Genomic DNA, 24440 nt, shown 5'->3' with positions numbered 1-24440 from the left:
ATGTCGAACCTCGAAAAACTCCCCGTCACAGTGATCACCGGCTTTCTGGGCTCGGGCAAGACCACTTTGGTGCGTCACCTGATGCAGAACCCGCAGGGCAAGCGCCTTGCTGTCGTGGTCAACGAGTTCGGCGATGTGGGCGTCGATGGCGACATCCTGAAATCCTGTGCCATTCCTGATTGCCCGGCGGAAAACATCATGGAACTGGCCAATGGCTGCATCTGCTGCACCGTGGCAGATGATTTCATTCCTACCATCGAGGCCCTGATGGCGTTAGAGCCGCGCCCGGATCACATCCTGATCGAAACCAGCGGTCTGGCCCTGCCGAAACCGCTTCTCAAGGCATTCGACTGGCCTGACATCCGCTCGAAGGTCACCGTGGACGGCGTGATCGCCCTGGCCGATGCCGAGGCCGTGGCCGCAGGCCGTTTCGCGCCCAATGTCGAAGCGGTGGACGCCCAGCGCATGGCCGATGACTCGATCGACCACGAAACGCCCCTATCCGAGGTGTTCGAAGATCAGATCTCGTGCGCCGACATCATCCTGCTGACCAAGCCCGACCTCGCCGGCCCCGAAGGCGTGGCCAAGGCGCGCGAGATCATCGCCGCCGAGGCGCCGCGCCCCCTGCCCGTCGTCGAAGTGGCCGAAGGTGCCGTAGACGTGCGCGTTGTGCTGGGTCTGGAAGCCGCCGCCGAGGATGACATGGACGCCCGACCCTCGCATCACGACGGCCATCACGATCACGAGCATGACGATTTCGATAGCATCATCGTCGAGCTACCCGAGCAGACCGATCCGGCCCAACTGGTCGCCAATATCGAACGCCTCGCCAATGAACTGAACATCCTGCGCGTCAAAGGGTATGCCGCCGTTCAGGGCAAGCCGATGCGCCTGCTGGTTCAGGCGGTCGGCGCGCGGGTACGGCACCAGTATGACCGCCCGTGGGAACCCGGTGAAGACCGTCGTTCGCGTCTGGTCGTCATCGCCGAGCATGACGATATCAAAGAGGCGGAAATCCGCGAAATCCTCGTGGGTGTGCGTGAGGCTGCCGAGTAAGACACATGCACGTCGTCTTCCGTGAAAGCCACGGGCTCGAGGAAACCGAGACCCCAACCGATCTGGGCCAGAGCCCGGCGGAACTGGTGGTGCTGTCGTTTTCGGACAGCGATCTGGGGGCTTTCGCGGCGGGCTGGCATCGTGGTGGCGGACCGGAAGGGCGAATGCCGACCCTGCGGCTGGCGAATTTGACGGCGCTGAAACACCCGTTGTCGGTCGATACCTATGTCGAACAGACGCTTCAAGGCGCCAAGGGTATTCTGATCCGGCTGATCGGCGGCGTCCCCTACTGGCCTTATGGGTTGCAGCAGGTTCTGGCGCTGGCGCAGGCCAAGGGCATCGCGCTGGCGGTGCTGCCCGCTGACGGGCGCGAGGACACGCGGCTGGATGACTATTCCACCCTGCCGGTCTCGACCCTGCGGCGTCTGGCGCATCTGTGCGATACCGGCGGCGAGGTCGCGGCACAGGCGGCGCTGGCGCAGATGGCTTTGGCGGCGGGGCTTTATGCCGCTCCGGTGATGGGCGCCAAGACCTTGCCCGAATGTGGCGCGTGGTGTCCGGATCGCGGCGTAGTCCCGGTGGAAACCGCGTTCGAAAGCAAGGCCAAACGAATCCTCGTCACCTTTTACCGCGCTTACCTGACCTCGGCAGACACCGCCCCGATCGCCTCCCTGATCCACAGCCTGCGCGCCCGTGGATACGCGGCGGTGGGCCTGTTTGCCCCGTCTCTCAAGGCGCCCGTGGCCGCCGACTGGTTGCGGGAACAGGTTGTTGCGCTGAACCCATCGGCCATTGTCAACGCCACGTCGTTTTCGGGAAAAGGCGCGTCGGGAACGTCGCCTCTGGACGCGGCAGGCGTGCCGGTGTTTCAGGTCGCTCTCGCCACCTCGCGCCGCAAAGCCTGGGCCGAGGCGGAACGCGGTTTGTCCCCCGCTGATCTTGCCATGCATGTGGTACTGCCCGAGGTGGATGGACGGATCTCGGCGGGAGTCGCGTCTTTCAAGGAACCTGGAAAACGCGATCCGCATCTGGAATACGCGCGCTTTGCACATCGGCCCGAACCGGACCGGATCGAAGCGATCATCGACCGTGTATCGGGCTGGCTTGCACTGAACGACAAACCCAAGGCAGATCAGATTCCTGCGTTGGTCCTGTCCACCTATCCCGGCAAAGACTGGCAGATGGCCCATGCGGTTGGCCTCGACGCGCTGGCCTCGGCCGAGGCGATGCTGTCCGATCTTGACGAAGAAGGCTATGACATCGCGACTGGCGAGCCGATTGCCGACACTCTTCTGGGCGCACGGATTTCGTGGTCGCTCGGGGATTATCAGGATGCGCTTGCGGAATTGCCCGAGACCCTGCGCGCCGATCTGCACACCATTTGGGGCGCGCCCGAAGATGATCCGGCCTGTGCCGATGGGGCCTTCCATTTCACCGCGCTTCGGCGCGGCAAGGCGCTGGTCGCGCTGCAACCCGAACGCGGCACGCCCGAGTTGCGGGATGACGACTATCATGACCTCTCGCGCACCCCGCGCCACGGTTATGTCGCCTTCTATCTGTGGCTGCGCAAAGGGTTGGGTGCGGATGCGCTGATCCATATCGGCGCGCATGGAACGCTGGAATGGTTGCCCGGAAAATCGGTCGCCTTGTCTGCCGATTGTTGGCCCGACGCGCTGATCGGCGATCTGCCGGTGATCTACCCGTTTATCGTGAACGACCCGGGCGAGGCCGCGCAGGCCAAGCGCCGGATCGGAGCCGTCACGCTGGGCCACATCCCGCCCCCGATGAAGGAAAGCGGCACGCCGGATCGGATGGTGCGGCTTGAATCGCTGCTGGATGAGTTTTCCAACGCCGACGGGCTTGACCCCAAACGCCGCGACCGCTTGCAGGAAGATATCCGAGATGAGGCGCAGGCGATAGGGCTGGAAAGCGATCTCGGCCTCGATCAGGCAAACTGCACCGCCGAGGCCATCACCCGCATCGACCGCTTTGTCTGTGACATCAAGGAAAGCCAGTTTGGCGACGGGCTGCACATCTTCGGGCGTGTGCCCGAAGTGACAGGCAGTTTCAATCCGGCCCCTTCGGCCCACGCCGAACGCGACGCGCTGATCAAAGCGCTCGAAGGCAAGCGGATTGATGCCGGGCCTTCGGGGTCCCCCTATCGTGGCCGGTCAGATGTTCTGCCCACCGGGCGGAACCTTTACACCACCGATCCGCGGTCGGTTCCGACCCGTGCGGCCTATGCTCAGGGTGTGAAACTGGCCGAGGAACTGGTGCGGCGCCATCTTCAGGAAGAAGGCGATTACCCGAAGGGGCTGATTGTCGATCTGTGGGGGTCAGCCACCATGCGCACGGCGGGCGAGGAATTCGCCATGGCCCTGCACCTGCTGGGCGTCAAACCCGTGTGGGACAAAGGGTCCGAGAGGGTTTCCGGCATCGAGGTTCTGCCGATCACCGACCTGAGCCGCCCGCGCCTGGACGTGACCTTGCGAGTTTCGGGCCTGTTCCGGGATGTTTTCCCGACGCTGTCCGCCTTGTTTGGCCAAGCGGTTCGCGCATTGGCCGCGCGTGATGAGGCAACGGACTGGAACCCCTATGCCGGGCAGGCGCCGGCAGCGCGGGTCTATGGACCTGCGCCGGGAAGCTATGGCGTCAATATGACCGAACTCTCCGAAGTGTATACCGACGAGGCCCGTGCGCAGGCCGGTGAAGCGTGGCTTGAGGCCAGTTCTTTTGCATTGGAAGGCGAACACATCTCGCAGGACAAGGACGGCATCACCCAACGCGTTGCAAATGCGGACAGCTTTGTCCACTTGCAGGACCTGACCGAAACCGATCTTCTTCTGGCCAACGATTATGCCACGCACGAGGCGGGCTTTGCCGCCGCCAAGAAGATCGCCGGCGGAACCGCGCAGCTGTACCATCTGGACAACACCAACCCCGAAAACCCGCGTGCCCGCACTTTGCGTGAAGAAATCAGCCGAGTCGTCCACGCCCGTGCCGCCAACCCCGGCTGGATCGCCGGAATGCAGCGCCATGGTTTCCGGGGGGCGGCTGAAATCGCGGCAACGCTGGATCATATGGCCTCTTTCGCGCATCTGTCCGGCACGGTCGCACCGCATCTTTTTGACCTTTACCACGATGCCACGCTGGGCAACGAAGAGGTCGACGCGTTCCTGCAAGAGGCCAATCCCAAGGCGCGCCAGGCCATGCAGGACCGGTTCCGCGCGCTGCTTGAGGCCGGGCTTTGGAACACGCGCCGGAACTCTATCCGGGCTGATCTGGAGGGATTGAGATGAGTGCACCGATCGTTCAGGGCTGGTGCCCGGGCGCCCATCGTCCGATGATGTCTGGTGACGGTCTGGTCGTCAGGGTCAGGCCCCGGCTGGCGCGTCTGGACGCCGATCAGGCACTGGGACTGTGCGATCTGGCGGACCGCTTTGGCAACGGCTCGATCGATTTGACCAATCGCGCCAATCTGCAATTGCGGGGCGTGGAAGAGGAAGACCATCGGCCTCTGCTCAAAGAGCTTGCCGCGCTGAACCTGCTGGATGCGGAACCCGGTATCGAAATACGCCGCAATATTCTGGTTACACCGCTCTATCAGGCGGGCGATTTGACCGCTCGGCTGACCCATGAATTGATTGACCGGCTTGCGGAGCTGCCGGCCCTGCCGGCAAAGTTCGGCTTTGCAATCGACACCGGCCGCGAACGTCTGCTGGCGTCGGATTCGGCTGATATTCGTCTGGAAACCGGAGCAGGCGGCCTGATCCTGCGCGCCGATGGCTGCGAAACCGGGCGGAGCGTGACCGAGACCGACGCCATTGACCACGTGATCGCGCTGGCGATGTGGTTTGCCGAAACCTACACGCCCGAAACACGCCGCATGGCGCGTGTCATCGACGCCCTGCCGCAGGAATGGCAAGGAAGTGCGCCCGGTTCTGTTGGCGCAAAGCTTCAACCGGGCCGCTGCGAACTGGGTGCCCTGTACGGCGCGGCTTTTGGGTCGCTGCCTGCGCGCAAGCTGTATGACCTGATCGAGGACAGCGGTGCTTGCGCCCTGCGCGTCACCCCGTGGCGGCTGATCCTGCTGGAAGGCGGGGCGGCGATACCTGCCCCGGCCTTTGTCGAAAATGGAACCGATCCGTTGATGACCACCGACGCCTGCCCCGGCGCACCGTTCTGCCCGCAGGCGCAGGCCGAGACGCGCGACATCGCCCGGGCGTTGGCTTCGCGGGTTACCGGACGCCTCCATGTTTCGGGCTGTAGCAAGGGATGCGCTCGCATGGGTCCTGCCGACATCACATTGGTGGGCGCAAACGGACGATTTGATCTTGTCAAACAGGGCCGCGCAGGGGATGAGCCCAGCCAACGCGGGCTCGACCCGGAAACACTCATGACTATGGACTTCACCTGATGCCCTATACATACGAAACCGATGGCGCGGCGATCTACAAGGAAAGCTTTGCCACCATCCGGTCCGAGGCTGATCTGGCCCGTTTTGATGCCGATGAAGAGCAGGTTGCCGTTCGCATGATCCACGCCGCGGGCATGGTCGGGCTGGAAGAGTTCGTGCATTTCTCGCCCGGCTTCGTGCAGACGGCCCGCACTGCATTGGAAAATGGCGCACCGATCCTGTGTGATGCGCGCATGGTCAGCGAAGGTGTCACCCGTTTCCGCCTGCCCGCCGACAACCAGGTGATCTGTACCCTGCACGATGAACGCGTACGCCCGCTGGCCGCCGAGATGAGCAACACCCGTTCCGCCGCTGCGCTGGAGCTGTGGCGTCCGCATCTGGAGGGCGCGCTGGTCGCCATCGGTAACGCCCCCACCGCACTGTTCCATTTGCTGAACATGCTGGAAGACCCTGATTGCCCGCGCCCTGCCGCGATCATCGGCTGCCCGGTTGGCTTCGTCGGCGCGGTGGAATCCAAGGATGCGCTGTGGCAGGCGCAACCGGTGCCGTCCTGCATCGTCAAAGGTCGTCTGGGCGGCAGCGCCATCACGGTGGCGGCCATCAACGCCATCGCAAGCCGGGCAGAATGAAGATGGGCACCATATACGGTGTGGGCCTTGGCCCCGGCGATCCGGATTTGATGAGCGTCCGGGCTGATCGCCTGCTGCGCAATGCAAAACATGTGGCGTATTTCCGCAAACCCGGTCGCAGTGGTCAGGCGCGCAAGATCGTCAACGGGATGATCCCCGAAGGCGCGGTCGAGTTTCCGATGGAATATCCCGTAACCACCGAAATCCCGGTGACAGATCCGCGCTACAACGAATTGCTGGCAGCATTCTACGAAGACTGCACCGCCCATCTCAAGGCCCTGTCCGAACAGGGTGAGGACGTGGTTGTTCTGTGCGAGGGCGACCCTTTCTTCTATGGCTCGTTCATGCATCTTTACAGCCGTCTGCGCCAAGACGCGCCGGTTGAAGTTGTACCCGCCATTACCGGCATGTCCGGAGCCTGGACAGCGACAGGGGACCCGATCACCTGGGGTGATGATGTGCTGACCGTGCTGGTTGGCACCCTGCCCGAGGACACGCTGGCGGAACGCATGGCTCTGACCGATGCGTTGGTCGTGATGAAAATCGGACGCAACATCGACAAGGTAAAGCGCGCTCTGAAGACCGCTGGCCTGTATGACCGGGCGTGGATCGTGGAATATGCGCAGATGCCGAACCAGACGGTGACAAAGCTGTCCGAAGCCTGCGAGAAGATCACCCCGTATTTCTCGATCATCGTCGTGCACGGTCAGGGGCGGCGACCATGAGCGGCTGGGTCAAGATTGCCGGTCTGGGGCCGGGTGACGAGGCGCTTGTTACACCAGAAGTAACAGCCGCGCTGGCCGAAGCCACCGATGTTGTGGGCTATATCCCATATGTGGCGCGTATTTCCGAGCGCCCCGGCCTTACACTGCATGCCAGTGACAACCGGGTCGAAATCGACCGCTCGCAACATGCACTGCAAATGGCTGCCGATGGCAAACGGGTGGTCGTTGTATCCTCGGGCGATCCCGGCGTGTTTGCCATGGCGGCGGCCGTTTTCGAAGCGCTGGAAAACGGCCCTGCGGAATGGCGTGGCCTTCAGATCGATGTGCTGCCGGGGATCACGGCGATGTTGGCTGCATCCGCTCGCGCGGGCGCCCCGATGGGGCATGATTTCTGCGCCATCAACCTCAGCGACAATCTCAAACCATGGTCATTGATCGAAAAACGCCTGCGCCTTGCTGCACAGGCGGATTTCTCGATGGCCTTTTACAATCCGCGCTCGAAGTCCCGCCCGGAAGGCTTTGTAAAGACGCTGGAAATCCTGCGCGAAGAATGTGAGCCCGAACGTCTGATCCTGTTCGCCCGCGCCGTATCGCGGGCCGATGAAGAGATGCGCATTTCGACACTGGCCGAAGCCACGCCCGACATGGCGGATATGCAGACCGTGGTGATCGTGGGGTCATCCCGAACGCGCGTCATCGAGCGCGATGGCGCACCCATCGTTTACACCCCTCGCTTCACCCCTGATGAGGTTCAGGGATGAGACAGCCAGTCCAGAACCTGTGCGACCTGCGAAAACTCGGTCCGCTTCGGCAGAACCGGGCGGTCGATCATCAGCACGGGAAGGCCCAGCGCCCGCGCCGCGTCCAGCTTGGCGCGCGCGCCCGTGCCGCCGGCGTTCTTGGACACGACCAGCTGCGTCCCATGGCGCTGCATCAACGCCCGGTCGTCGGCTTCGGTAAACGGCCCTCGGGCGACGACCACCTCTGCATTCGGCAAGGGCAAAGTGTCGGGCTCATCCACCAGACGCAGCAGGTAGCGGTGCTGGGGCTGGGCGGCAAAGTCTTCAAGGTGCATACGGCCAACGGCGAGGAAAACGCGCCGGGCTTCGCCGGACAACGCGTCGACAGCCGCTGCAATGTCCGGGACGCGATACCAGTTGTCGCCGGGCTGCGGTGTCCACGCCGCGCGTGTCAACGCGGCCAATGGCGTCCGCGTCGCGGTGCATGCTTCAATCGCGTTCCGGCTCATCCGGGCCGCAAATGGATGGGTCGCGTCCACGACATGGGTGATGGCATTCTCATGGATATAGGCGGCCAGACCTTCCGGACCGCCGAAACCGCCAACCCTTACCGGCAAGGGCTGCGGACGCGGGTTTTCGACCCGTCCAGCGTAGGAATACACAGCCGCAATCCCTTGTTGCGAAACAGCTTTGGCCAGCGCATTGGCCTCGGTCGTGCCGCCAAGGATCAGGAGGGTTGTCATGTCTGAATCTCCGTGGCTGACCGTTCTTGGATTGGGCGAAGGTGGGTTTGATGGCCTGTCGCCATCCGGCCGTCAAGTGCTGGACCGGGCCGAAGTGATCATGGGGCCGCCCCGTCACCTGTCGTTGCTGCCTGAAACAGGGGCGGAACGTGTCGAATGGCCTGCGCCGTTCTCGGATGGGCTGCCGATCCTGAAAGGATTGCGTGGCCGGCAGACCGTTGTTCTGGCCTCGGGCGATCCGTTCTGGTTTGGCGCAGGCTCTGTCATTGCGCGCAATTTCGATGCCGGTGAATGGGCTGCCCTGCCCGGCCAATCCACCTTCTCGCTGGCCGCTGCCCGGCTCGGCTGGCCTTTGGAAAGCACCCTGACCTTCGGCCTGCACGCCGCGCCGCTGACCCGTTTGCGTCCTCATCTGGCGCCGGGAGCGCACGCGATCTTGTTGCTGCGTGACGGAAAGTCCGTGGCGGAACTGGCACGGTATCTGACCGAGACAGGCTTTGCCGACTCGGCCCTGCATGTGATGCAGGCGCTTGGCGGTCCGCGCGAAAACACCAGAACAGTCACGCTGACCGAGGCACTGTTGGGCACGTTCGACCATCCGGTTTGCGTCGGTCTGGAGGTTTCCGGTGCAGGACCTGCCCTGTCCAAGGCGTCTGGCAAACCGGACCACATCTTCGAGACGGACGGTCAGATCACCAAACGCCCGATCCGCGCGCTGACACTCTCGGCGCTTGCTCCGCAACGGGGCGAACACTTGTGGGATATCGGAGGGGGCACCGGTTCGATCAGCATCGAATGGCTGATGTGCGATGCGACCCTGACCGCGACCAGCATTGAACCCCGTGCTGACAGGGCTGAGCGCATTCGTCGGAATGCCGATGCATTGGGTCAGGATCGGCTGAATGTCATCCATGGCACCGCGCCCGCTGCACTGGATGGGTTGGAACTGCCCGACGTGGTGTTCATCGGAGGGGGGCTTGATCCAGACCTGCTGCACTGGCTGCACCAGAACCTGCCGTCCGGAACCCGCCTGGTTGCCAATGCCGTGACTTTGGAAAGCGAGGCCACATTGGCCCAGTGGCATGAGAAACTGGGCGGAGAGCTTCTGCGGATCGAACTCGCTCAGTCGGCGCCGCTTGGACCGCGCCGCGGCTGGAAATCCGCCTATCCGGTCGTGCAGTGGAGCGTGACGCTATGATCGTTGCCGGTTTGGGATTCTCGTCCGCTGCCACGGTTGCCAGCTTGCGCGCCGCATTTGACACGGCGGCCGCAAACCACGATGTCGCCGCCCTGGCAACCGTTGCCGACAAGGAAGGTCATTCGGTCCTGACGACCTTTGCCGAAGAACTGTCGCTTCCCCTGCATTTCGTTGCCGCCGCCGATCTGGCCGGTCAACGTACACTCACCTGCTCGAACCGCAGCCGCGCAACCTATGGCACCGGAAGCGTGGCCGAAGCATCCGCATTGGCCGCCGCCGGAAAGCTTTTTGGCCCGGGCGCGCGGCTGCTTTCACCCAGACAGATTTCAGACGACCGGCTGGCGACCTGCGCCATAGCCATCGGAGGACAGACATGACCGTTCATTTCATCGGCGCCGGACCGGGCGCCGCCGACCTGTTGACGCTGCGCGGGCGCGACATCATCGCCGCTTGCCCGGTGTGCCTGTATGCCGGGTCGCTGGTGCCCGAGGAGATCCTGGCGCACTGCCCCGAAGGCGCAAGGATCGTGAACACCGCGCCAATGGATCTGGATCAGATCATGGCCGAGATCGAGGCCGCACATCAGGCCGGCCAGGATGTGGCCCGTCTGCATTCGGGCGACCTGTCGGTCTGGTCGGCGATGGGGGAACAGATCCGCCGCCTCAAGGAAATGGGCATCCCGGTCAGCGTGACCCCAGGCGTTCCGTCCTTTGCGGCGGCTGCGGCGGCTTTGGGAACCGAACTGACTCTGCCCGGGCTGGCGCAATCCGTGGTTCTGACCCGGACGCCGGGCCGTGCATCTTCCATGCCCGAAGGCGAGACGTTGGAGAATTTCGCACGCACGGGGGCGACACTTGCCATTCATCTGTCCATCGGCAATCTGGACAATGTCATTGCCGATCTGACCCCGGCCTATGGGGCCGACTGTCCGGTCGCCGTGGTCTATCGCGCAAGCTGGCCGGATGAACGGATCATCCGCGCCACGCTGGGAACGCTCAAAGAGGCGCTGGATGACAGCATCTCGCGGACTGCGTTGATCATGGTCGGTCCGGCACTGGCGGGCGAAGGTTTCGACGAAAGCTGCCTGTATTCGAAAGATTACGACCGCCGCTATCGCCCGCAAAGCGCCGAGAGCCCCTGGTCAAGCTGGAGCCATGGTGATGATTAACCCTCCGGGCCTTCTGATTTCCGCCCCGTCTTCGGGTACGGGCAAGACAACGGTCATGCTGGGCCTGTTGCGCGCGTTGGCCGAGGATGGCCTGACCGTTCAACCGTTCAAGAGCGGACCGGACTATATCGACCCCGCCTTCCACCGAGCCGCGTCCGGGCGGGCTTCGTTCAATCTTGACAGCTGGGCGATGGGCGATCCTTTGTTGAACGCGATCTCCGCGCAGGCCGAAAGCGCCGACATCGTGGTGGCGGAAGGTTCGATGGGCCTGTTCGATGGCGTGGCCAAGCCGGGTGAGTTGGGTCATGGGTCCAGCGCCGAGACCGCTGCGCGGATGGGTTGGCCGGTTGTTTTGGTGCTGGATGTCGGCGGCCAGGCGCAATCTGCAGCGGCAACCGCGCTGGGGTTCAGGATGTACAACCCCGATCTGCCCTTTGCTGGCGTCATTCTAAACCGCTGTGCCAGCCCCCGGCACGAGCGCCTGACCCGGCTGGGGATGGAACGCGCCGGCCTGCCGGTTCTGGGTGTGCTTCCGCGCCGAGGCGATCTGACCCTACCCGAGCGGCATCTGGGGTTGATTCAGGCAGTCGAACATCCGGATCTGGAAAGCGCCATTGTAGGCTATGCCGCATTTCTGCGCGAACATGTGGATCTCGAGGCGATCAAACGGGCGGCTTCCTCAGGCCCCATTGGGCCATCGTCAGACGCGCTGCCGCGCCCTCCGGCCCAGCGGATTGCATTGGCACGGGATGCGGCTTTTTCTTTTACATATCCACATTTGCTGGAAGGCTGGCGCACCGCCGGGGCCGAGATCCTGCCCTTCTCGCCGCTGGCTGATGAAGCCCCGGCGGCGGATGCCGATCTGGTCTGGCTTCCCGGCGGATATCCTGAACTGCATGCCGGGACGTTGGCCGCAGCCCAAACGTTCCTTGCGGGTCTGCGCAAGCACGCGGAAACAAGGCCTGTGCATGGCGAGTGCGGTGGATACATGGCGCTGGGTCATGCGCTGATCGACAAGGATGGCGTGCGGCATGAAATGGCTGGCCTGCTGGGGCTGGTGACGTCGTACCAAAAACGCAAATTCAACCTGGGCTATCGCAAGGCCGAACTTTTGGCCCCGATGCCGGGTTTTGCGCGGAATGCAGCGCTACGCGGGCATGAGTTCCACTATTCCTCGATCGTGGATCAGCCTGACCCGCCGCTGGCCCGTGTGTTTGATGCCGAAGGCGCAGAGGGACCTCAGACCGGCTCCGTTCGCGGCAATGTCACAGGTACGTTCTTTCACCTGATTGCGGAGGCAACTGCATGAGCGGATTTGTCTCTTTCATCGGCTCGGGCCCCGGCGATCCGGAGTTGCTGACATTGAAGGCCGTCGACAGGATGCAAAAGGCCGATGCGATTTTGTTCGATGACCTCAGCAGCGGGCCGATTCTGAGCCACGCGCGCGAAGACGCCGACCTTGTGGGCGTGGGCAAACGGGCAGGTCGCCCCTCGCCCAAACAGGACCATGTCAGCAGGTTGCTAGTGGACTACGCCCAGACCGGCCAACATGTCGTGCGGCTGAAATCCGGCGATGGCGGCATGTTCGGGCGGCTGGAAGAAGAACTTGTTGCCCTTCGGGATGCGGGCATTGAATTCGAGATCATCCCCGGCATCCCGTCTGCCGTGGCTGCCGCAGCTGCCGCAGGTATCCCGCTGACGCGTCGTCTGACCGCACGGCGGGTGCAGTTCGTCACGGGGCATGACGTCAGTGGCGCGTTGCCGAACGACCTGAACCTGACAGCCTTGGCCGATTCTCAGGCCACCACCGTCGTATTCATGGGCAAACGTACTTTCCCGCTTCTGGCAGAAGCGCTGCATTCACACGGCCTGCCTTTGGATACGCCTGCTTTGATGGCTGAATCTGTTTCGACCCCGGATCAGAAGCTGACGCGCGCCACCATCGGTGCCCTGGCCGAACAGCTGAAATCCGAGATCGGCACGGCTCCGGCCCTGATCCTTTACGGGCCACTGGCGGAGTTCGAAGATGATTGACCTGAGCCTGATTGGCATCGGCACCGGCAACCCCGATCACGTGACCTTTCAGGGCGCGCAGGCGATCCGGTCGGCCGATCTGATCCTGATTCCCCGCAAGGGCGAAAACAAGGCCGATCTGGCCGGGCTGCGTGAGGACATCATCGATCGGGTAACCGAGACACCGCCAGAGATTGCCTATTTTGACATCCCCAGGCGCCGGGCGGATGACGGCTATCTGCGTGGCGTGGACGAATGGCACGACGCCATTGCGCTGCGCTGGCAAGAGGCAATGGATGCCCACCCGGAGGCGCAGCACATTGCGCTGCTGATTTGGGGCGACCCGTCGCTGTATGACAGTTCGCTGCGCATTGCGGCGCGGCTGGACCCCAAGCCCAACACCAGGGTGATCCCGGGCATCACGGCCTTGCAGGCTTTGACCGCGGCTCATGCGATCCCGATCAATGACCTGGGCGCACCCTATGTCGTGACCACCGGGCGTCGTATCCGGGATGAAGGCTGGCCTGAAACCGCTTCGAAGGTCGCCGTCATGCTGGACGGCGAATGTTCGTTCCAGTCCCTCAGGATGGCAGAGTATGACATCTGGTGGGGGGCCTATGTGGGCATGAAAGAAGAACTGCTGATCAGCGGCCCTTTGGATCAGGTCGCGCAGCGGATCCTGGACACGCGCGCCCGCGCACGAGCCGACCATGGCTGGATCATGGATATCTACGTGCTGAAGAAACGCGACGTGCAGCAGCGCGCGGCGAACACGGATTCGTGACCGCGCAGAACTCTCAAGTCTGGCACATAGGTCAGAGCAAGATACCGGAGACGCGTTGATGAAAGCCTTCATTCCCCTGCTCTGCCTGATCGCTTTACCTCTGTGGGCTCAGAATGCGCCCGAGGGCTGGGCCGTGTACCCAACCCGGAAACCGTATGTAGAACTGGTTGACGCAACCAAAGCAGCGATCAAGGAAAACGGGCTGATCGTCGTGACTCAGGCGGGCCCGACCAAAGCGGCGGCAGCACGTGGGATTTCGATTCCCGGAAATCGCGTGATCGGCGCTTTCAACAATGACTACGCCGTGCGGGTTCTGGAAACCTCGATCCACGCGATGATTGAGGCCCCGATCCGGTTTTACGTTACCGAGAACAAAGACGGGACGGCGAACCTGTCGTATAAAACCCCCAGTTTCGTCTTTGCGCCCTACGTCTCGGAAGGTGGTCAGAACCTGATGGATATTGCCGCCGAGCTTGACTCGACGTTTCAATCGATCGCTGAACGCGCAGTCAAATAGTCACACTGGCGTGAACCGCCTTGCGTCCGGGAACGTCCTCCGCAATCTGCTTGAAACGGTTTTATCGGAGCATGACTGATGCAAGACCCCTCGCCCCGCGCTGCGGATATTCTGGCCCAACGCCTCTATGAAGCGGGGTGCCGACACGCATTCGGGATGCCGGGAGGCGAGGTCCTAACGCTGGTCGATGCGCTGGAAAAGGCTGGGATCACCTTTCATCTGACCAAGCACGAAAACTCTGCCGGGTTCATGGCCGAGGCCGTTCATCATCGCGACGGTGCACCTGCGATTCTGGTCGCCACTCTGGGTCCGGGCGCAATGAACGGGATCAATGTGGTGGCGAACGCTTTGCAGGATCGTGTGCCGATGGTCGTTCTGACCGGATGCGTCGATGCAGACGAAGCGTTGACCTATACCCATCAGGTCATGGATCACAGCCGGGTTTATCGCTCGATCACCAAAGGCACTTATACGCTGACAGCCAAAGGCGCGGATATCATTGCCGACAAGGCGGTGTCGCTGGCCATGCAGCCACGACCCGGTCCGGTTCATATCGACGTCCCGATCTCGGTTGCCGACACGCCTGTTAACGGCGTGAAACGCCGCCGGCTGGCCAAGGTCGCGCCGGTCAGCCCCGGTGGTGAATGCCTTGAGAAGGCCCGCCGCTGGGTGGCCGAGGCCGAACGCCCCATTGCCATCATCGGCCTGGATGTCCTCTATGACGACTCGCGCAGTGTCGTGCAGGCGTTCCTTGAGCATTTTGGCATTCCTTTCGTGACGACCTATAAGGCCAAAGGCGTCGTGCCCGAGGATCACGCGCTGTGTCTGGGTGGCGCGGGGCTGTCGCCGCTGGCTGACAAGCATCTTGTGCCTCTGATCGAACAATCGGATCTGGTATTGTGCCTGGGATATGACCCGATCGAAATGCGCCCCGGCTGGCGTGAGATCTGGGATCCGGAAGAAAAGCGCGTCATCGATATCTCTGCCGTGGTCAACGACCACTACATGCATCAGGCTGGATTGAACCTTGTTGCCCACACGGGCGAGACATTGGAGGCAATCGCCAAGGGCAACCCGGCGCGTGAAACATGGCCGGGCAACGAACCCGAGCAGGTCAAGGCCGCGCTGGCAAAGGCCTTCCCCACCGATGACAACTGGGGGCCCGCTGCCGTCATTGCCGAAACCCGCGCCGTCCTGCCGCCTGAAACACTGGCCACGGCCGACAGCGGCGCACACCGCATTCTGCTGAGCCAGATGTGGGCGTGCAGCGAAGAACGCGGGCTGATCCAGTCCTCGGCGTTGTGCACGATGGGGTGCGCCCTACCCATGGCCATTGGCCTGAAACTGGCCGAACCCGACCGCCCGGTGATCAGCTTCTCGGGGGATGCGGGGTTCCTGATGGTTGCGGGCGAGTTGTCGACAGCGGCTGAAATGGGCGGCAACCCGATTTTTCTGGTCTTCGTGGATGCCAGCCTTGCCCTGATCGAGCTGAAACAACGCCAGCGACAGATGCGCAACACAGGCGTGGATTTCGGCCATCATGATTTTGCCGCCATGGGCCGGGCCTTTGGCGGCAATGGCCATACGGTTCGCAACAGGCCAGAGTTGCGCGCCGCGCTGGAAGCTGCTGTAAAGGCTAAGACATTTACGGTGATTGCTGCTGAAGTTGAGCGTGGAGGCTATGATGGCCGCATCTGAAGGCCCGTTGAGGGGTGTCAAGGTTCTGGACCTTAGCCGGATCCTGGCAGGCCCGACATGCACGCAGCTTCTGGGTGATCTGGGCGCAAGCGTCATCAAGATCGAAAACCCGGCAACCGGGGGCGATGACACGCGGCAATGGGGCCCGCCCTACGTTAGCGATGCCGAGGGCAACCGCTCGGATCTGAGCGCCTATTTCATGTCTGCCAACCGCAACAAGAAATCCGTCGCGCTGGATATCTCCTCGGCCGAGGGTCAGGCGGAAATCAAACGCTTGGCGTCACATGCGGACATCCTGATCGAGAACTTCAAACCGGGCGGGCTGGCCAAATACGGGCTGGACTATGCCACCCTGTCGCAAGAGTTTCCAAGCCTCGTATACTGTTCAATCTCGGGCTATGGTCAAACCGGGCCGAATTCCAGCAAGCCCGGCTATGACCTGATGGCGCAGGGCTATGGCGGGATCATGTCGCTGACCGGCGACCCCGAGGGCGCGCCCATGAAGGTGGGTGTTGGCATCGCCGACGTGATGTGCGGGATGTATGCAACCGTGGGTATCCTGGCCGCGCTGCGCCACCGCGACTTGACCGGCGAGGGCCAGCAGATCGATCTGGCGCTGGTGGATTCTCAGATCGCCTGGCTGATCAATGAAGGCGTCAACTATCTGACGTCAGGCAATGTTCCGCAACGACGCGGAAACGGGCACCCCAACATCGTCCCTTATGACGTCTACGAAACCGCCGATGGGCACGTGATTCTTGCGGTTGGAAATGACGGCCAGTTCAGAAAACTGTGCAACTTCATCAATGCTCCTGAACTGGCAGACGATCCGAGATTCGCGACCAACCCGGCCCGATTGGAGCATCGTGACGCGCTGAATTCGATTCTTCGCCCCGCTGTGAAGGCGCTGGACACCCAGACCGTCATTTCCGGTCTGGAGGCTGTCAAAGTGCCCGTCGGCCCGGTGCAGACGCTGGATCAGGTGTTCAACACGGAACAGGTGGCCGCAAGACAGATGCAGATTGCCATGCAGGCCCAGCCGGGTCAGGTCAACCTGATCGGGAATCCTCTGAACCTGTCTCGGACACCTGTAACATATCGTAACGCCCCACCGGTCTGTGGGGCCGATACTGAGGCTGTTCTGAGCGCCGAAAACCCGTTCGAGGATTGAAATACTTGCACATTTAGGCGGCAAGTCGCTGAAACATGCCCTTGAATCGGCGGTTTTTTTCATCTTTTTCGCACACGTCATTTCACCAATTCGAGAGCAGCGTCGATACTGTTACGCCCCTCTCGCACACTCTGGTACATCGAACAGTGTCAAATATCGCAATCAGATTGGACCCAAGTATGAAACAAGACGTTTTCGGACAGATGAACACCCTGACCCAGCCGGCGGCAGTCGAAGCGTGGAATGGTGTTCTGCTTGGGTTCATGGCTCATGCCGCTGTCACGCCGCAGCACCTGGGCAAAGTGCTGGAACTCGAGCCCGACTTCGCGCTGGGTCAAGCGGTCAAAGGTCTGTTCATGGCGCTGCTTGGGCGGCGCGAGATGATGGCGGTTGCTGTCGAAGCGCTGGCTGCTGCCAACGCGGCGATGGAACGTCAACCTGCAACTGAACGCGAACGTCTCTACGTGGATGCGCTGGCCCTGTATCTGGCCGGACAACAGGCACAGGCGGTTCAGAAATTCGAAGCGATTCTGCGTGACCATCCGCAGGACACTCTGGCGATGAAACTAAGCCATGCGACCCGCTTCGTTCTGGGTGATGCAAACGGAATGCGCCGCTCGATCGAGCGGGTGATGCCCGCTTATGAGCCGGACCACCCCGGGCGCGGCTATCTGCTGGGCTGTCATTCCTTCGCGCTGGAAGAAACAGGCGCTTATGAAAAAGCCGAAATCGCGGGCCGTCAGGCGCTGTGGATGGTGTCCGATGATGCCTGGGGCCTGCACGCGGTGGCCCATGTCCATGAGATGACGGGCAATGCGCAGCTGGGCCTAGACTGGCTGGCCGGGCGCGAGGCGGCCTGGGCCCACTGCAACAACTTCCGGTACCACGTGTGGTGGCACAAGGCACTGATGCATCTGGATCTGGGTCAGGTCGATCAGGTGATGGAACTGTATGACAACCATATCCGCAAGGACAAAACCGACGATTATCGTGACATCTCGAACGGTACTTCGCTGCTGATGCGGCTTGAACTTGAGGGCGTGAATGTCGGAAATCGCTGGGAAGAGCTGGCTGATCTAAGCGCCGCACGAACGGAAGACGGCTGCCTGATCTTTGCCGATCTGCACTATCTGCTGGCACTGACCGGTGACAATCGCGCCGATGCCACGGCCAAGATGCTGAACCGCATGAACAAGGATGCGGCCCGCGCCGACGACGACACCACCCGCCGCATGGCAGACCCCGGTATCGCTGCGGCCATGGGCCTAGAGGCCTTTGGTGACGGCCACTATGGAACGGCGTTTGATCATCTGCTCGCGGCGCGCGATTCCATGCAACTGGCCGGTGGCAGCCACGCGCAACGTGATGTATTTGAACGCATTACCATTGATTCCGGCCTGCGCGCGGGTCGCCTGGACGCGGTGGAACGCATTCTGGATGACCGTCGCGCCAAGCGCGCCGGGGGCGAAGACAATTATGCCATCGCGCGTCGCGCCCTGATCGACGCGGCCCGCGACAGCGGTGACGTCCAAAGCGTCCCTGCCGAATAACAAGAAGACCAAGAAGGACAGAAAACGTATGGCGACCATATCGCCCGCTTCTGATTTTGTACCCGCTGCGGCCCCGGCCGCAGCCCCTGCCAGTGCGCGTGACCCGCGTCTGGATTTCTATCGCGGCATCGCGATGTTCATCATTCTGATCGCCCATATTCCCAACGATCCCTGGGCAAAGTGGATTCCTGCCCGCTTTGGGTACTCGGACGCAACCGAGATTTTTGTGTTCTGCTCGGGCATGGCCTCGGCCATTGCGTTTGGTGGGGCATTTCTGCGCAAGGGATGGTGGATGGGCACCGCCCGAGTGGCCTACCGCATCTGGCAGGTCTATTGGGCGCATATTGCCCTGTTCTTCTTTGTTGCAATGACAATGGCCGCGTTGGATCAGACCGGCGCGTTCGAGAAGACCTATGTCTCGTCGTTGAACCTTCAGCATTTCTTCAATGACCCGGCCCCGCAATTGGTCGGGATTTTCACACTGACCTATGTGCCGAACTACTTCGATATCCTGCCGATGTATCTGGTCGTACTGGCGCTGATGCCGCTTTATATGGCGCTCTACCGCGTCAGTTTCTGGCTGATGGCGGCAGTTTGCGTGGCCATCTGGTTCATCGCCCAAACCGGCGCGCTTGCCCTTCCCGCCGAACCCTGGTCCGAGCGCCAGTGGTTCTTCAACCCCTTCGGATGGCAATTGCTGTTTTTCACCGGCTTCGCCTTCATGCGCGGTTGGATTCCGGCCCCGCCCGTGTCGAAATCCTTGATCTGGGTGGCGATTGCCTTTGTCGTTTTGTCAGCCCCGTTCGGGTCATGGAAAGTCTTCACCTGGATCAACACGGCTGCACCCGAGCTTGGCGCAGTGATCCGCAAGGGCTGGCCCCTGACCGAAGAGCTGCGTGGCAAAACCGAGTTCGGCCTTCTTCGATATGTCCACTTTCTGTCGCTGGCCTATCTGGGATGGGTTGCAGCGGGCGAACACGGCCACCGCCTGATCGCGACGGGTCATGGTGTGGGCGCACGTATCTGGCAATTCCTGCTGGCCGTTATCACCAAGGTCGGCCAGCAATCCCTTGCCGTTTTTGTGTTTTCGATGGCCGCGGCCCGGCTGATCGGCGTCGCGCTGGATCAGGCTGGGCGGGATGTCGCCACTGTCTTCATCGCCAACATGATTGGGTTTGCGATGATCATCGGCGTTGCCTATCTGGCAGCTTGGTTCAAGTCACAACCCTGGAAGTCGAAGAAATGAAATTTACCCGTCGCGCATTCCTCGTCTCGACGACTGCTTTGGCCTTCGCCCCATCCGCCTATGCGACGGGCGGTGAGACGCCTTTTGACCGCGACTATGTGATCGAGATGGCCCGCGATCTGGCCAGCCGCCCCTATGTGGAACGCGAGATGGTACCGCAGGAATGGCAGGACCTGACCTATCAGCAATACCGTTCCATCCGGTTCCGGCTTGACCGGGCGCTGTGGTATGAAACCGAGACGCCCTTCAACGTGGATTTCTTCACCCCCGGCCTGTATTTCCCACGCACCGTCAAGGTGGAAACGGTCGAGAACGGCATGACCAAGCCGGTCGCCTTCGATCTGGATATGTTCGACAAGTCCGAAGACGTGCCGCAACTGCCGATCGATGACACGCTGGGCTTCTCGGGCCTGCGCCTGCGCACTGAAATGCACCGCCCCGGCAAGACAGATGAATTCTGCGTCTGGCAGGGGGCCAGCTATTTCCGCGCCATTGGCCTGCACGAGGTTTACGGACTGTCCGCGCGGGGTCTGGCGTTGAAAACCGGCGACCCGGATGGCGAGGAATTTCCCGAATTCATCCGTTTCTGGCTGGAACGTCCCGAACCGGGCCAACGCAACATGGTCGTGCACGCATTGTTGGACAGCCCCAGCGTGACCGGCGCCTATCGTTTCAACGTCACGGCGGGCGCGGATTGCATCATGGATATCGAGGCAACGCTGTTCCCGCGCGAAGACCTGCCCCATGTGGGTATCGCTCCGGGAACTTCGATGTTCCTGTTCGACCAGACCAACCACAGCCGGTTCGACGATTTCCGCCCTGCTGTGCACGACAGCGACGGGTTGATGATCCGCAATGGCGCGGGCGAGGTCCTGTGGCGCCCGTTGGCCAATCCGACCCGATTGCAGGTTTCATCCTTCGTCGATACAAACCCACGCGGGTTTGGTCTGATGCAGCGCAAACGAGAGTTTTCGGACTATGCCGATCTCGAGGCCAATTACCACAAGCGCCCGGGCCTGTGGGTCGAGCCCCGGGAAGACTGGGGCAAAGGCTCGGTCACGCTGGTCGAGATCCCGGCAGATCAGGAAATCTATGACAACATCGTCGCCTATTGGCGTCCGGCTGAACCCTATGCGGCAGGCAGTCAGGTTGATCTGTCCTATCGCCTGATCTGGGGGGAAGAACCCCAGCGCACACCGATGCCGCGCGTGATCAACACCGCGATGGGCGAGAACACCTTTGGCGAAGGCCGGCTGGCCGTGATCGATTTTGAAGACAGCGAGCTGTTCGAGGACCTGGGCGCAATCACGGTCTTTGTGGATTCGCCACATGCGGAAACTTCGGAAGGCGTCTTGCAGCGCAACCCGGATACCGGTGGTCCACGCCTGGCGTTTTCGTTCCAGCCCGGCGAACGCAACCATGTCGAGTTGCGCGCGCAATTGTTGAAAGACAAACAGCCCGCCTCGGAAGTCTGGCTGTACCGTTGGACCGCATGAGCCGCGATCTGCATATCATGCCGCCCGAGGCCCCTCTGGCGATGCCGGCGCAGAATTTTGGCGCACGGTTCCGGGATGCCGATGCGCCTTCCGGTCAGCACAAATCATCTGCCGGATTCTGGCGCGCGCTGGTTTTTTCGCCTGCTATGGCCGCCACTCTGGCGTTGCTGTGGGTCATGTGCGACTGGTTCGGCGCGGAAGGCATCAACGTGGTCGAAGCCATCCTTTTGGCATTGATTTCGTTCAACTTCTTCTGGATTTCCTTCACCGTCTGCACCGTTTTGCTGGGCATGGTGTCGCTGGCGAAACAGGAACGCCCCGAGCGCCGGACCGCGGCGCAACCCCTGCGGGTGGCCCTGCTGACCCCGGTGTACAATGAAGTCCCCTGGAACGTGTTGGGCAATGCCCGCACCATGCTGGAGGATCTTCAGGCGCGGGGCGGCAAACACCACTATGCCATGTTCATCCTGTCGGACACGCGCGATCCCGAGATTGCGGCGCAGGAACAGGCCAGCGTCGAAGCACTGCGCACCACGCTGGCACCCGGGCTCGAGCTGTATTATCGCCGCCGCGAACAGAATACCGACCGCAAGGTGGGCAATATCGCCGACTGGGTTAGCCGTTGGGGCGCGGATTGGGATGCCATGCTGGTGCTGGATGCCGACAGCCTGATGACCGGGCGCGCGATCCATCGCTTGACTGATGCACTGGCATGCGATCCGGGTGCGGGCTTGATTCAAAGCTATCCGCAGCTGATCGGCGCACAGTCGGTCTTTGCCCGGATGCAGCAATTTGCAAATGGCGTCTATGGCATCGCCTTTGCCGAAGGTCTGGCCCGTTGGTGCGGGCAAGAGGGCAACTATTGGGGCCACAACGCGATTATCCGCACCAAGGCTTTTGCCACCAGCGCCGGCCTGCCCAAGCTGCGTTCGTTCAGCGGTCAGGACAAGCTGATCATGAGCCACGATTTCGTCGAGGCCGGCCTGCTGCGCCGCGCCGGATGGGCCGTGCGATTTCTGCCGCGTATTCGCGGGTCATATGAAGAAACACCGCCGACCCTCATCGATCACGCCATGCGGGACCGCCGCTGGTGTCAGGGCAATCTGCAACACCTGAAACTGCTGGGTTCTTCCGGATTCCGTGCCGTGTCGCGGTTTCACATGTTCCACGGCGCGGTCGGCTATCTGATGTCCCCGTTGTGGTTTGCGCTACTGTTGATGTGGGCGCTGATCGGTCAGGGTCAGGATGCCTCTGTCCTGCATTATTTCAGCCCCGACAATCCTTTGTTCCCGCAATGGCCCGAGATGTCGGAAACCCGTCACGTGCTGATCATTCTGGTCATGTACGCGATGCTGCTGGCCCCCAAGGTTCTGGGCGTTCTGGCCCTGCCGCTGAGCGGTGTACGCTACGCGGATTTCGGTGGCGGGCGCAAATTCCTTGCCTCTTTCCTGGCCGAGGTTCTGTTGTCGATCCTTTACGCTCCGATCCTGATGGTGCAACAGATGATCGCTGTGTTCCGTACGGCTTTCGGCATTCAGCGCGGCTGGTCGCCTCAGGCCCGCGACGGTGGCACCTATGGTCTGCGAACGCTGATCCTGTGCCATGCGCTTGAAACCGTCATTGGAGTCGCGCTGAGTGTCGGTATCCTGTCCGGTCTGGTGTCGATCTGGCTGGCCCCGATCGCAATCAGTCTGGCGCTGGCTATCCCGTTGTCAGCGCTCAGCGGTGTCTCGGCAGGTGCCGCGCGCAAGATGGTCGGAATGCGGGAAGACTTCAGCGAACCCGCCATTACCCGGTCAGCGCGCCGCTATCGCGATGAACTGAAGCGACTGGTCGAAGGCAAAGGCAACATGACCCCGGCCGAGTGATCAACTGCCGGGAAGCCCTTCGTACCAATCGACTATCATATCGGCCCAGCCCGCGGGAACGGTGTGCCCTCCGGGAAACAGAGCAAATTCCAGCGCGCTGCCTTTGGCACATGTGGTCCAGCGGCGGCGCATGAAATCCCCCGTCGTGCTGAACCCGGTCGGTTTGTGATCGACGCAACCGTTCGCATCTCGCCAGATTTCGAGACCCGCATGGATATCACCCTGCTGAAAGCGTCCTCCGCCCAGCAAGCGCCCTTCCAGCGGCACCACATTGTCGGTCCAGCCATGCGTGTGGAACATGCGGATCGGACCGTTGCAGGTTTCGGGGTGCGGGCGCCAGAAACCACCGGACACCGGGACATAGGCCGAAAACGTATCGGGGCTCTCGCAGGCCAGATAGTTGACCATGAAGGAGCCGGCGGAAAACCCGCCCAGCAGGACACGGTCAGCGTCGATGCCAAACCGCCGTGCCGCATCTTGCACCGCTTCGGCCAGAAAGGCGGTTTCGTCCCGCTCACCAAAACCGGGATAGAAATTCCAGCTTTTGGTGCTGCCCCGGTCGGGCCGTTCCAACCCCTCAGGGGCCATCACTGCATAACCGCGGCTCAACAGCGGTTCGACCATCCCGCGGTTGCGCATCGTGCCCGACCCGCTGCCGCCATACCCATGCAGGAACACCACCATGGGCGCATTGTCCACATCGGGCAGTTCGATGTGATAGGCCCCCATGGGTGTCTCACAGGTATCCTCTTGTCCGGCACACCCCGCGAAAGCGATCTGCCCGGTCACTGCCAAGGCCAAAACAAGGCTGAATTCCCGGATCATCCTGCATCCTTATCATATTTGCGCACCGGCAATCCGGCCCGAACCCATCCCGGCCCTGCGGCCGAACCCAACATACCCTCGGGCACGTCGATCACATTGGTGAATCCAGCTTCGATCAGGCGGTTGCTCAGGCGCGCCGAGCGCACGCCGCGCGCGCAAATCAAGGCCACCGGGGTCGCCGGATCGCCGCCAGCCAATTCTGTCAGTGCTTTGACAAAATCCTCGCGCCGCATGTCCAGCGGCACGGCACCTTCGCCTATGCCCAATGCGCGCCATTCACGCGGCGTGCGGATATCGATCAACAGAACGTTTCCCTTCGAAGCCTGCTCATGGGCCTCGGCAACCGTTATCCGGCCGCCGCCGTGGTCTTCGGGGATCAAACGGTATTCCCTGATCGCAAACCCGCCTGCAATCGCCGCGCATGCGCCGATCAACATCCATCTTCGGGCTCGGTTCACTTTCTCGGCCAAGATTCAGCCTCCTGTTCGCTGACATGTGTTCTATCACAGATGGTCTGAAACCGGGGCGTCGAAAAACCCGACCCGCATCAAGATCACGTCATTTTATCGAATCCTTGCAGAGTTTTTGATGCGGCC

The 24440-nt window shown here is 61.9% G+C and carries 22 protein-coding genes; 19 read left to right on the top strand and 3 right to left on the bottom strand.

The genetic code is table 11. From position 1 onward, the window contains the following. From cobW to cobJ, 6 genes are read left to right on the top strand one after another with little or no spacing between them, the layout of a single operon-like run. A complete protein-coding gene (gene cobW / locus GOW60_RS04615; RefSeq protein ID WP_171228411.1) occupies nt 1-1056 on the top strand; it encodes a cobalamin biosynthesis protein CobW in 1056 nt (351 codons plus the stop codon). Nucleotides 1057-1061: 5 nt separating this feature from the next. Further along, entirely contained in the window at nt 1062-4355 is a 3294-nt protein-coding gene (gene cobN / locus GOW60_RS04610; RefSeq protein WP_171228410.1) for a cobaltochelatase subunit CobN, read from the top strand. After that, nucleotides 4352-5473, top strand: coding sequence for a cobalamin biosynthesis protein CobG (locus GOW60_RS04605; protein ID WP_171228409.1), 1122 nt, complete (start codon nt 4352-4354; stop codon nt 5471-5473). Before cobN ends, GOW60_RS04605 begins: the two co-directional genes overlap by 4 nt. Then, nucleotides 5473-6102: a precorrin-8X methylmutase gene (locus tag GOW60_RS04600; protein WP_152457460.1), complete on the top strand. Its 630-nt coding sequence runs from the start codon at nt 5473-5475 to the stop codon at nt 6100-6102. Before GOW60_RS04605 ends, GOW60_RS04600 begins: the two co-directional genes overlap by 1 nt. Next, nucleotides 6099-6827, top strand: coding sequence for a precorrin-2 C(20)-methyltransferase (locus GOW60_RS04595; RefSeq protein ID WP_171228408.1), 729 nt, complete (start codon nt 6099-6101; stop codon nt 6825-6827). The genes GOW60_RS04600 and GOW60_RS04595 overlap by 4 nt, the downstream gene beginning before the upstream one ends. Then, nucleotides 6824-7588: a precorrin-3B C(17)-methyltransferase gene (gene cobJ, locus GOW60_RS04590; protein ID WP_171228407.1), complete on the top strand. Its 765-nt coding sequence runs from the start codon at nt 6824-6826 to the stop codon at nt 7586-7588. The genes GOW60_RS04595 and cobJ overlap by 4 nt, the downstream gene beginning before the upstream one ends. Here cobJ and GOW60_RS04585 read toward each other — a convergent pair. After that, nucleotides 7579-8310 carry a cobalt-precorrin-6A reductase gene (locus tag GOW60_RS04585; RefSeq protein WP_171228406.1) on the bottom strand — a complete coding sequence of 244 codons (732 nt, stop codon included), beginning with the start codon at nt 8308-8310 and terminating at the stop codon, nt 7579-7581. The genes cobJ and GOW60_RS04585 overlap by 10 nt on opposite strands. On the opposite strand from GOW60_RS04585, the gene cbiE reads away from it, so the two are divergent. The 13 genes from cbiE to mdoH all read left to right on the top strand — a co-directional run bounded on the left by cbiE (nt 8309) and on the right by mdoH (nt 23019). Further along, nucleotides 8309-9508, top strand: a complete 1200-nt coding sequence (gene cbiE, locus GOW60_RS04580; protein WP_171228405.1) for a precorrin-6y C5,15-methyltransferase (decarboxylating) subunit CbiE — start codon at nt 8309-8311, stop codon at nt 9506-9508. The genes GOW60_RS04585 and cbiE overlap by 2 nt on opposite strands. Next, nucleotides 9505-9885 carry a cobalamin biosynthesis protein gene (locus GOW60_RS04575; protein ID WP_171228873.1) on the top strand — a complete coding sequence of 127 codons (381 nt, stop codon included), beginning with the start codon at nt 9505-9507 and terminating at the stop codon, nt 9883-9885. The genes cbiE and GOW60_RS04575 overlap by 4 nt, the downstream gene beginning before the upstream one ends. After that, entirely contained in the window at nt 9882-10676 is a 795-nt protein-coding gene (cobM, locus tag GOW60_RS04570; RefSeq protein WP_171228404.1) for a precorrin-4 C(11)-methyltransferase, read from the top strand. The genes GOW60_RS04575 and cobM overlap by 4 nt, the downstream gene beginning before the upstream one ends. Continuing rightward, complete coding sequence (locus tag GOW60_RS04565) at nt 10663-11985, top strand: cobyrinate a,c-diamide synthase (protein ID WP_171228403.1); 1323 nt, start codon at nt 10663-10665, stop codon at nt 11983-11985. The genes cobM and GOW60_RS04565 overlap by 14 nt, the downstream gene beginning before the upstream one ends. Further along, on the top strand, nt 11982-12710 hold the full coding sequence (gene cobA, locus GOW60_RS04560) for a uroporphyrinogen-III C-methyltransferase (RefSeq protein ID WP_171228402.1): 729 nt from the start codon (nt 11982-11984) through the stop codon (nt 12708-12710). Before GOW60_RS04565 ends, cobA begins: the two co-directional genes overlap by 4 nt. After that, nucleotides 12703-13473 (top strand): precorrin-6A synthase (deacetylating), encoded by a 771-nt coding sequence (gene cobF, locus GOW60_RS04555; protein WP_171228401.1) that lies wholly within the window; start codon nt 12703-12705, stop codon nt 13471-13473. Before cobA ends, cobF begins: the two co-directional genes overlap by 8 nt. Before the next feature lie 58 nt (nt 13474-13531). Next, the gene (locus GOW60_RS04550; RefSeq protein WP_171228400.1) at nt 13532-13990 is read left to right on the top strand and encodes a DUF302 domain-containing protein; all 459 of its coding nucleotides are present in this window, start codon (nt 13532-13534) and stop codon (nt 13988-13990) included. 78 nt (nt 13991-14068) lie between these two features. After that, a complete protein-coding gene (locus GOW60_RS04545) occupies nt 14069-15688 on the top strand; it encodes a thiamine pyrophosphate-binding protein (protein ID WP_171228399.1) in 1620 nt (539 codons plus the stop codon). Continuing rightward, entirely contained in the window at nt 15675-16859 is a 1185-nt protein-coding gene (locus GOW60_RS04540) for a CaiB/BaiF CoA-transferase family protein (RefSeq protein ID WP_171228398.1), read from the top strand. Before GOW60_RS04545 ends, GOW60_RS04540 begins: the two co-directional genes overlap by 14 nt. 179 nt (nt 16860-17038) lie before the next feature. After that, a complete protein-coding gene (locus GOW60_RS04535) occupies nt 17039-18409 on the top strand; it encodes a tetratricopeptide repeat protein (protein WP_171228397.1) in 1371 nt (456 codons plus the stop codon). A gap of 28 nt (nt 18410-18437) precedes the next feature. Further along, nucleotides 18438-19655, top strand: coding sequence for an OpgC family protein (locus tag GOW60_RS04530; RefSeq protein WP_152457447.1), 1218 nt, complete (start codon nt 18438-18440; stop codon nt 19653-19655). Beyond that, entirely contained in the window at nt 19652-21151 is a 1500-nt protein-coding gene (locus tag GOW60_RS04525) for a glucan biosynthesis protein (protein ID WP_171228396.1), read from the top strand. Before GOW60_RS04530 ends, GOW60_RS04525 begins: the two co-directional genes overlap by 4 nt. Beyond that, entirely contained in the window at nt 21148-23019 is a 1872-nt protein-coding gene (gene mdoH / locus GOW60_RS04520; RefSeq protein WP_171228395.1) for a glucans biosynthesis glucosyltransferase MdoH, read from the top strand. The genes GOW60_RS04525 and mdoH overlap by 4 nt, the downstream gene beginning before the upstream one ends. Here the strand turns inward: mdoH and GOW60_RS04515 are convergent, their stop codons facing one another. Next, nucleotides 23020-23844: a PHB depolymerase family esterase gene (locus GOW60_RS04515; protein ID WP_171228394.1), complete on the bottom strand. Its 825-nt coding sequence runs from the start codon at nt 23842-23844 to the stop codon at nt 23020-23022. It abuts the gene before it with no gap. After that, a complete protein-coding gene (locus GOW60_RS04510) occupies nt 23841-24281 on the bottom strand; it encodes a rhodanese-like domain-containing protein (protein ID WP_171228872.1) in 441 nt (146 codons plus the stop codon). Before GOW60_RS04510 ends, GOW60_RS04515 begins: the two co-directional genes overlap by 4 nt. Between the last annotated feature and the right edge of the window lie 159 nt (nt 24282-24440).

This window comes from Ruegeria sp. HKCCA4008, assembly GCF_013033125.1.
Taxonomy (GTDB): Bacteria; Pseudomonadota; Alphaproteobacteria; order Rhodobacterales; family Rhodobacteraceae; genus Ruegeria.
Note: the sequence above shows the minus strand (reverse complement) of the source record. Positions and strands in the feature narration are given on the sequence as shown.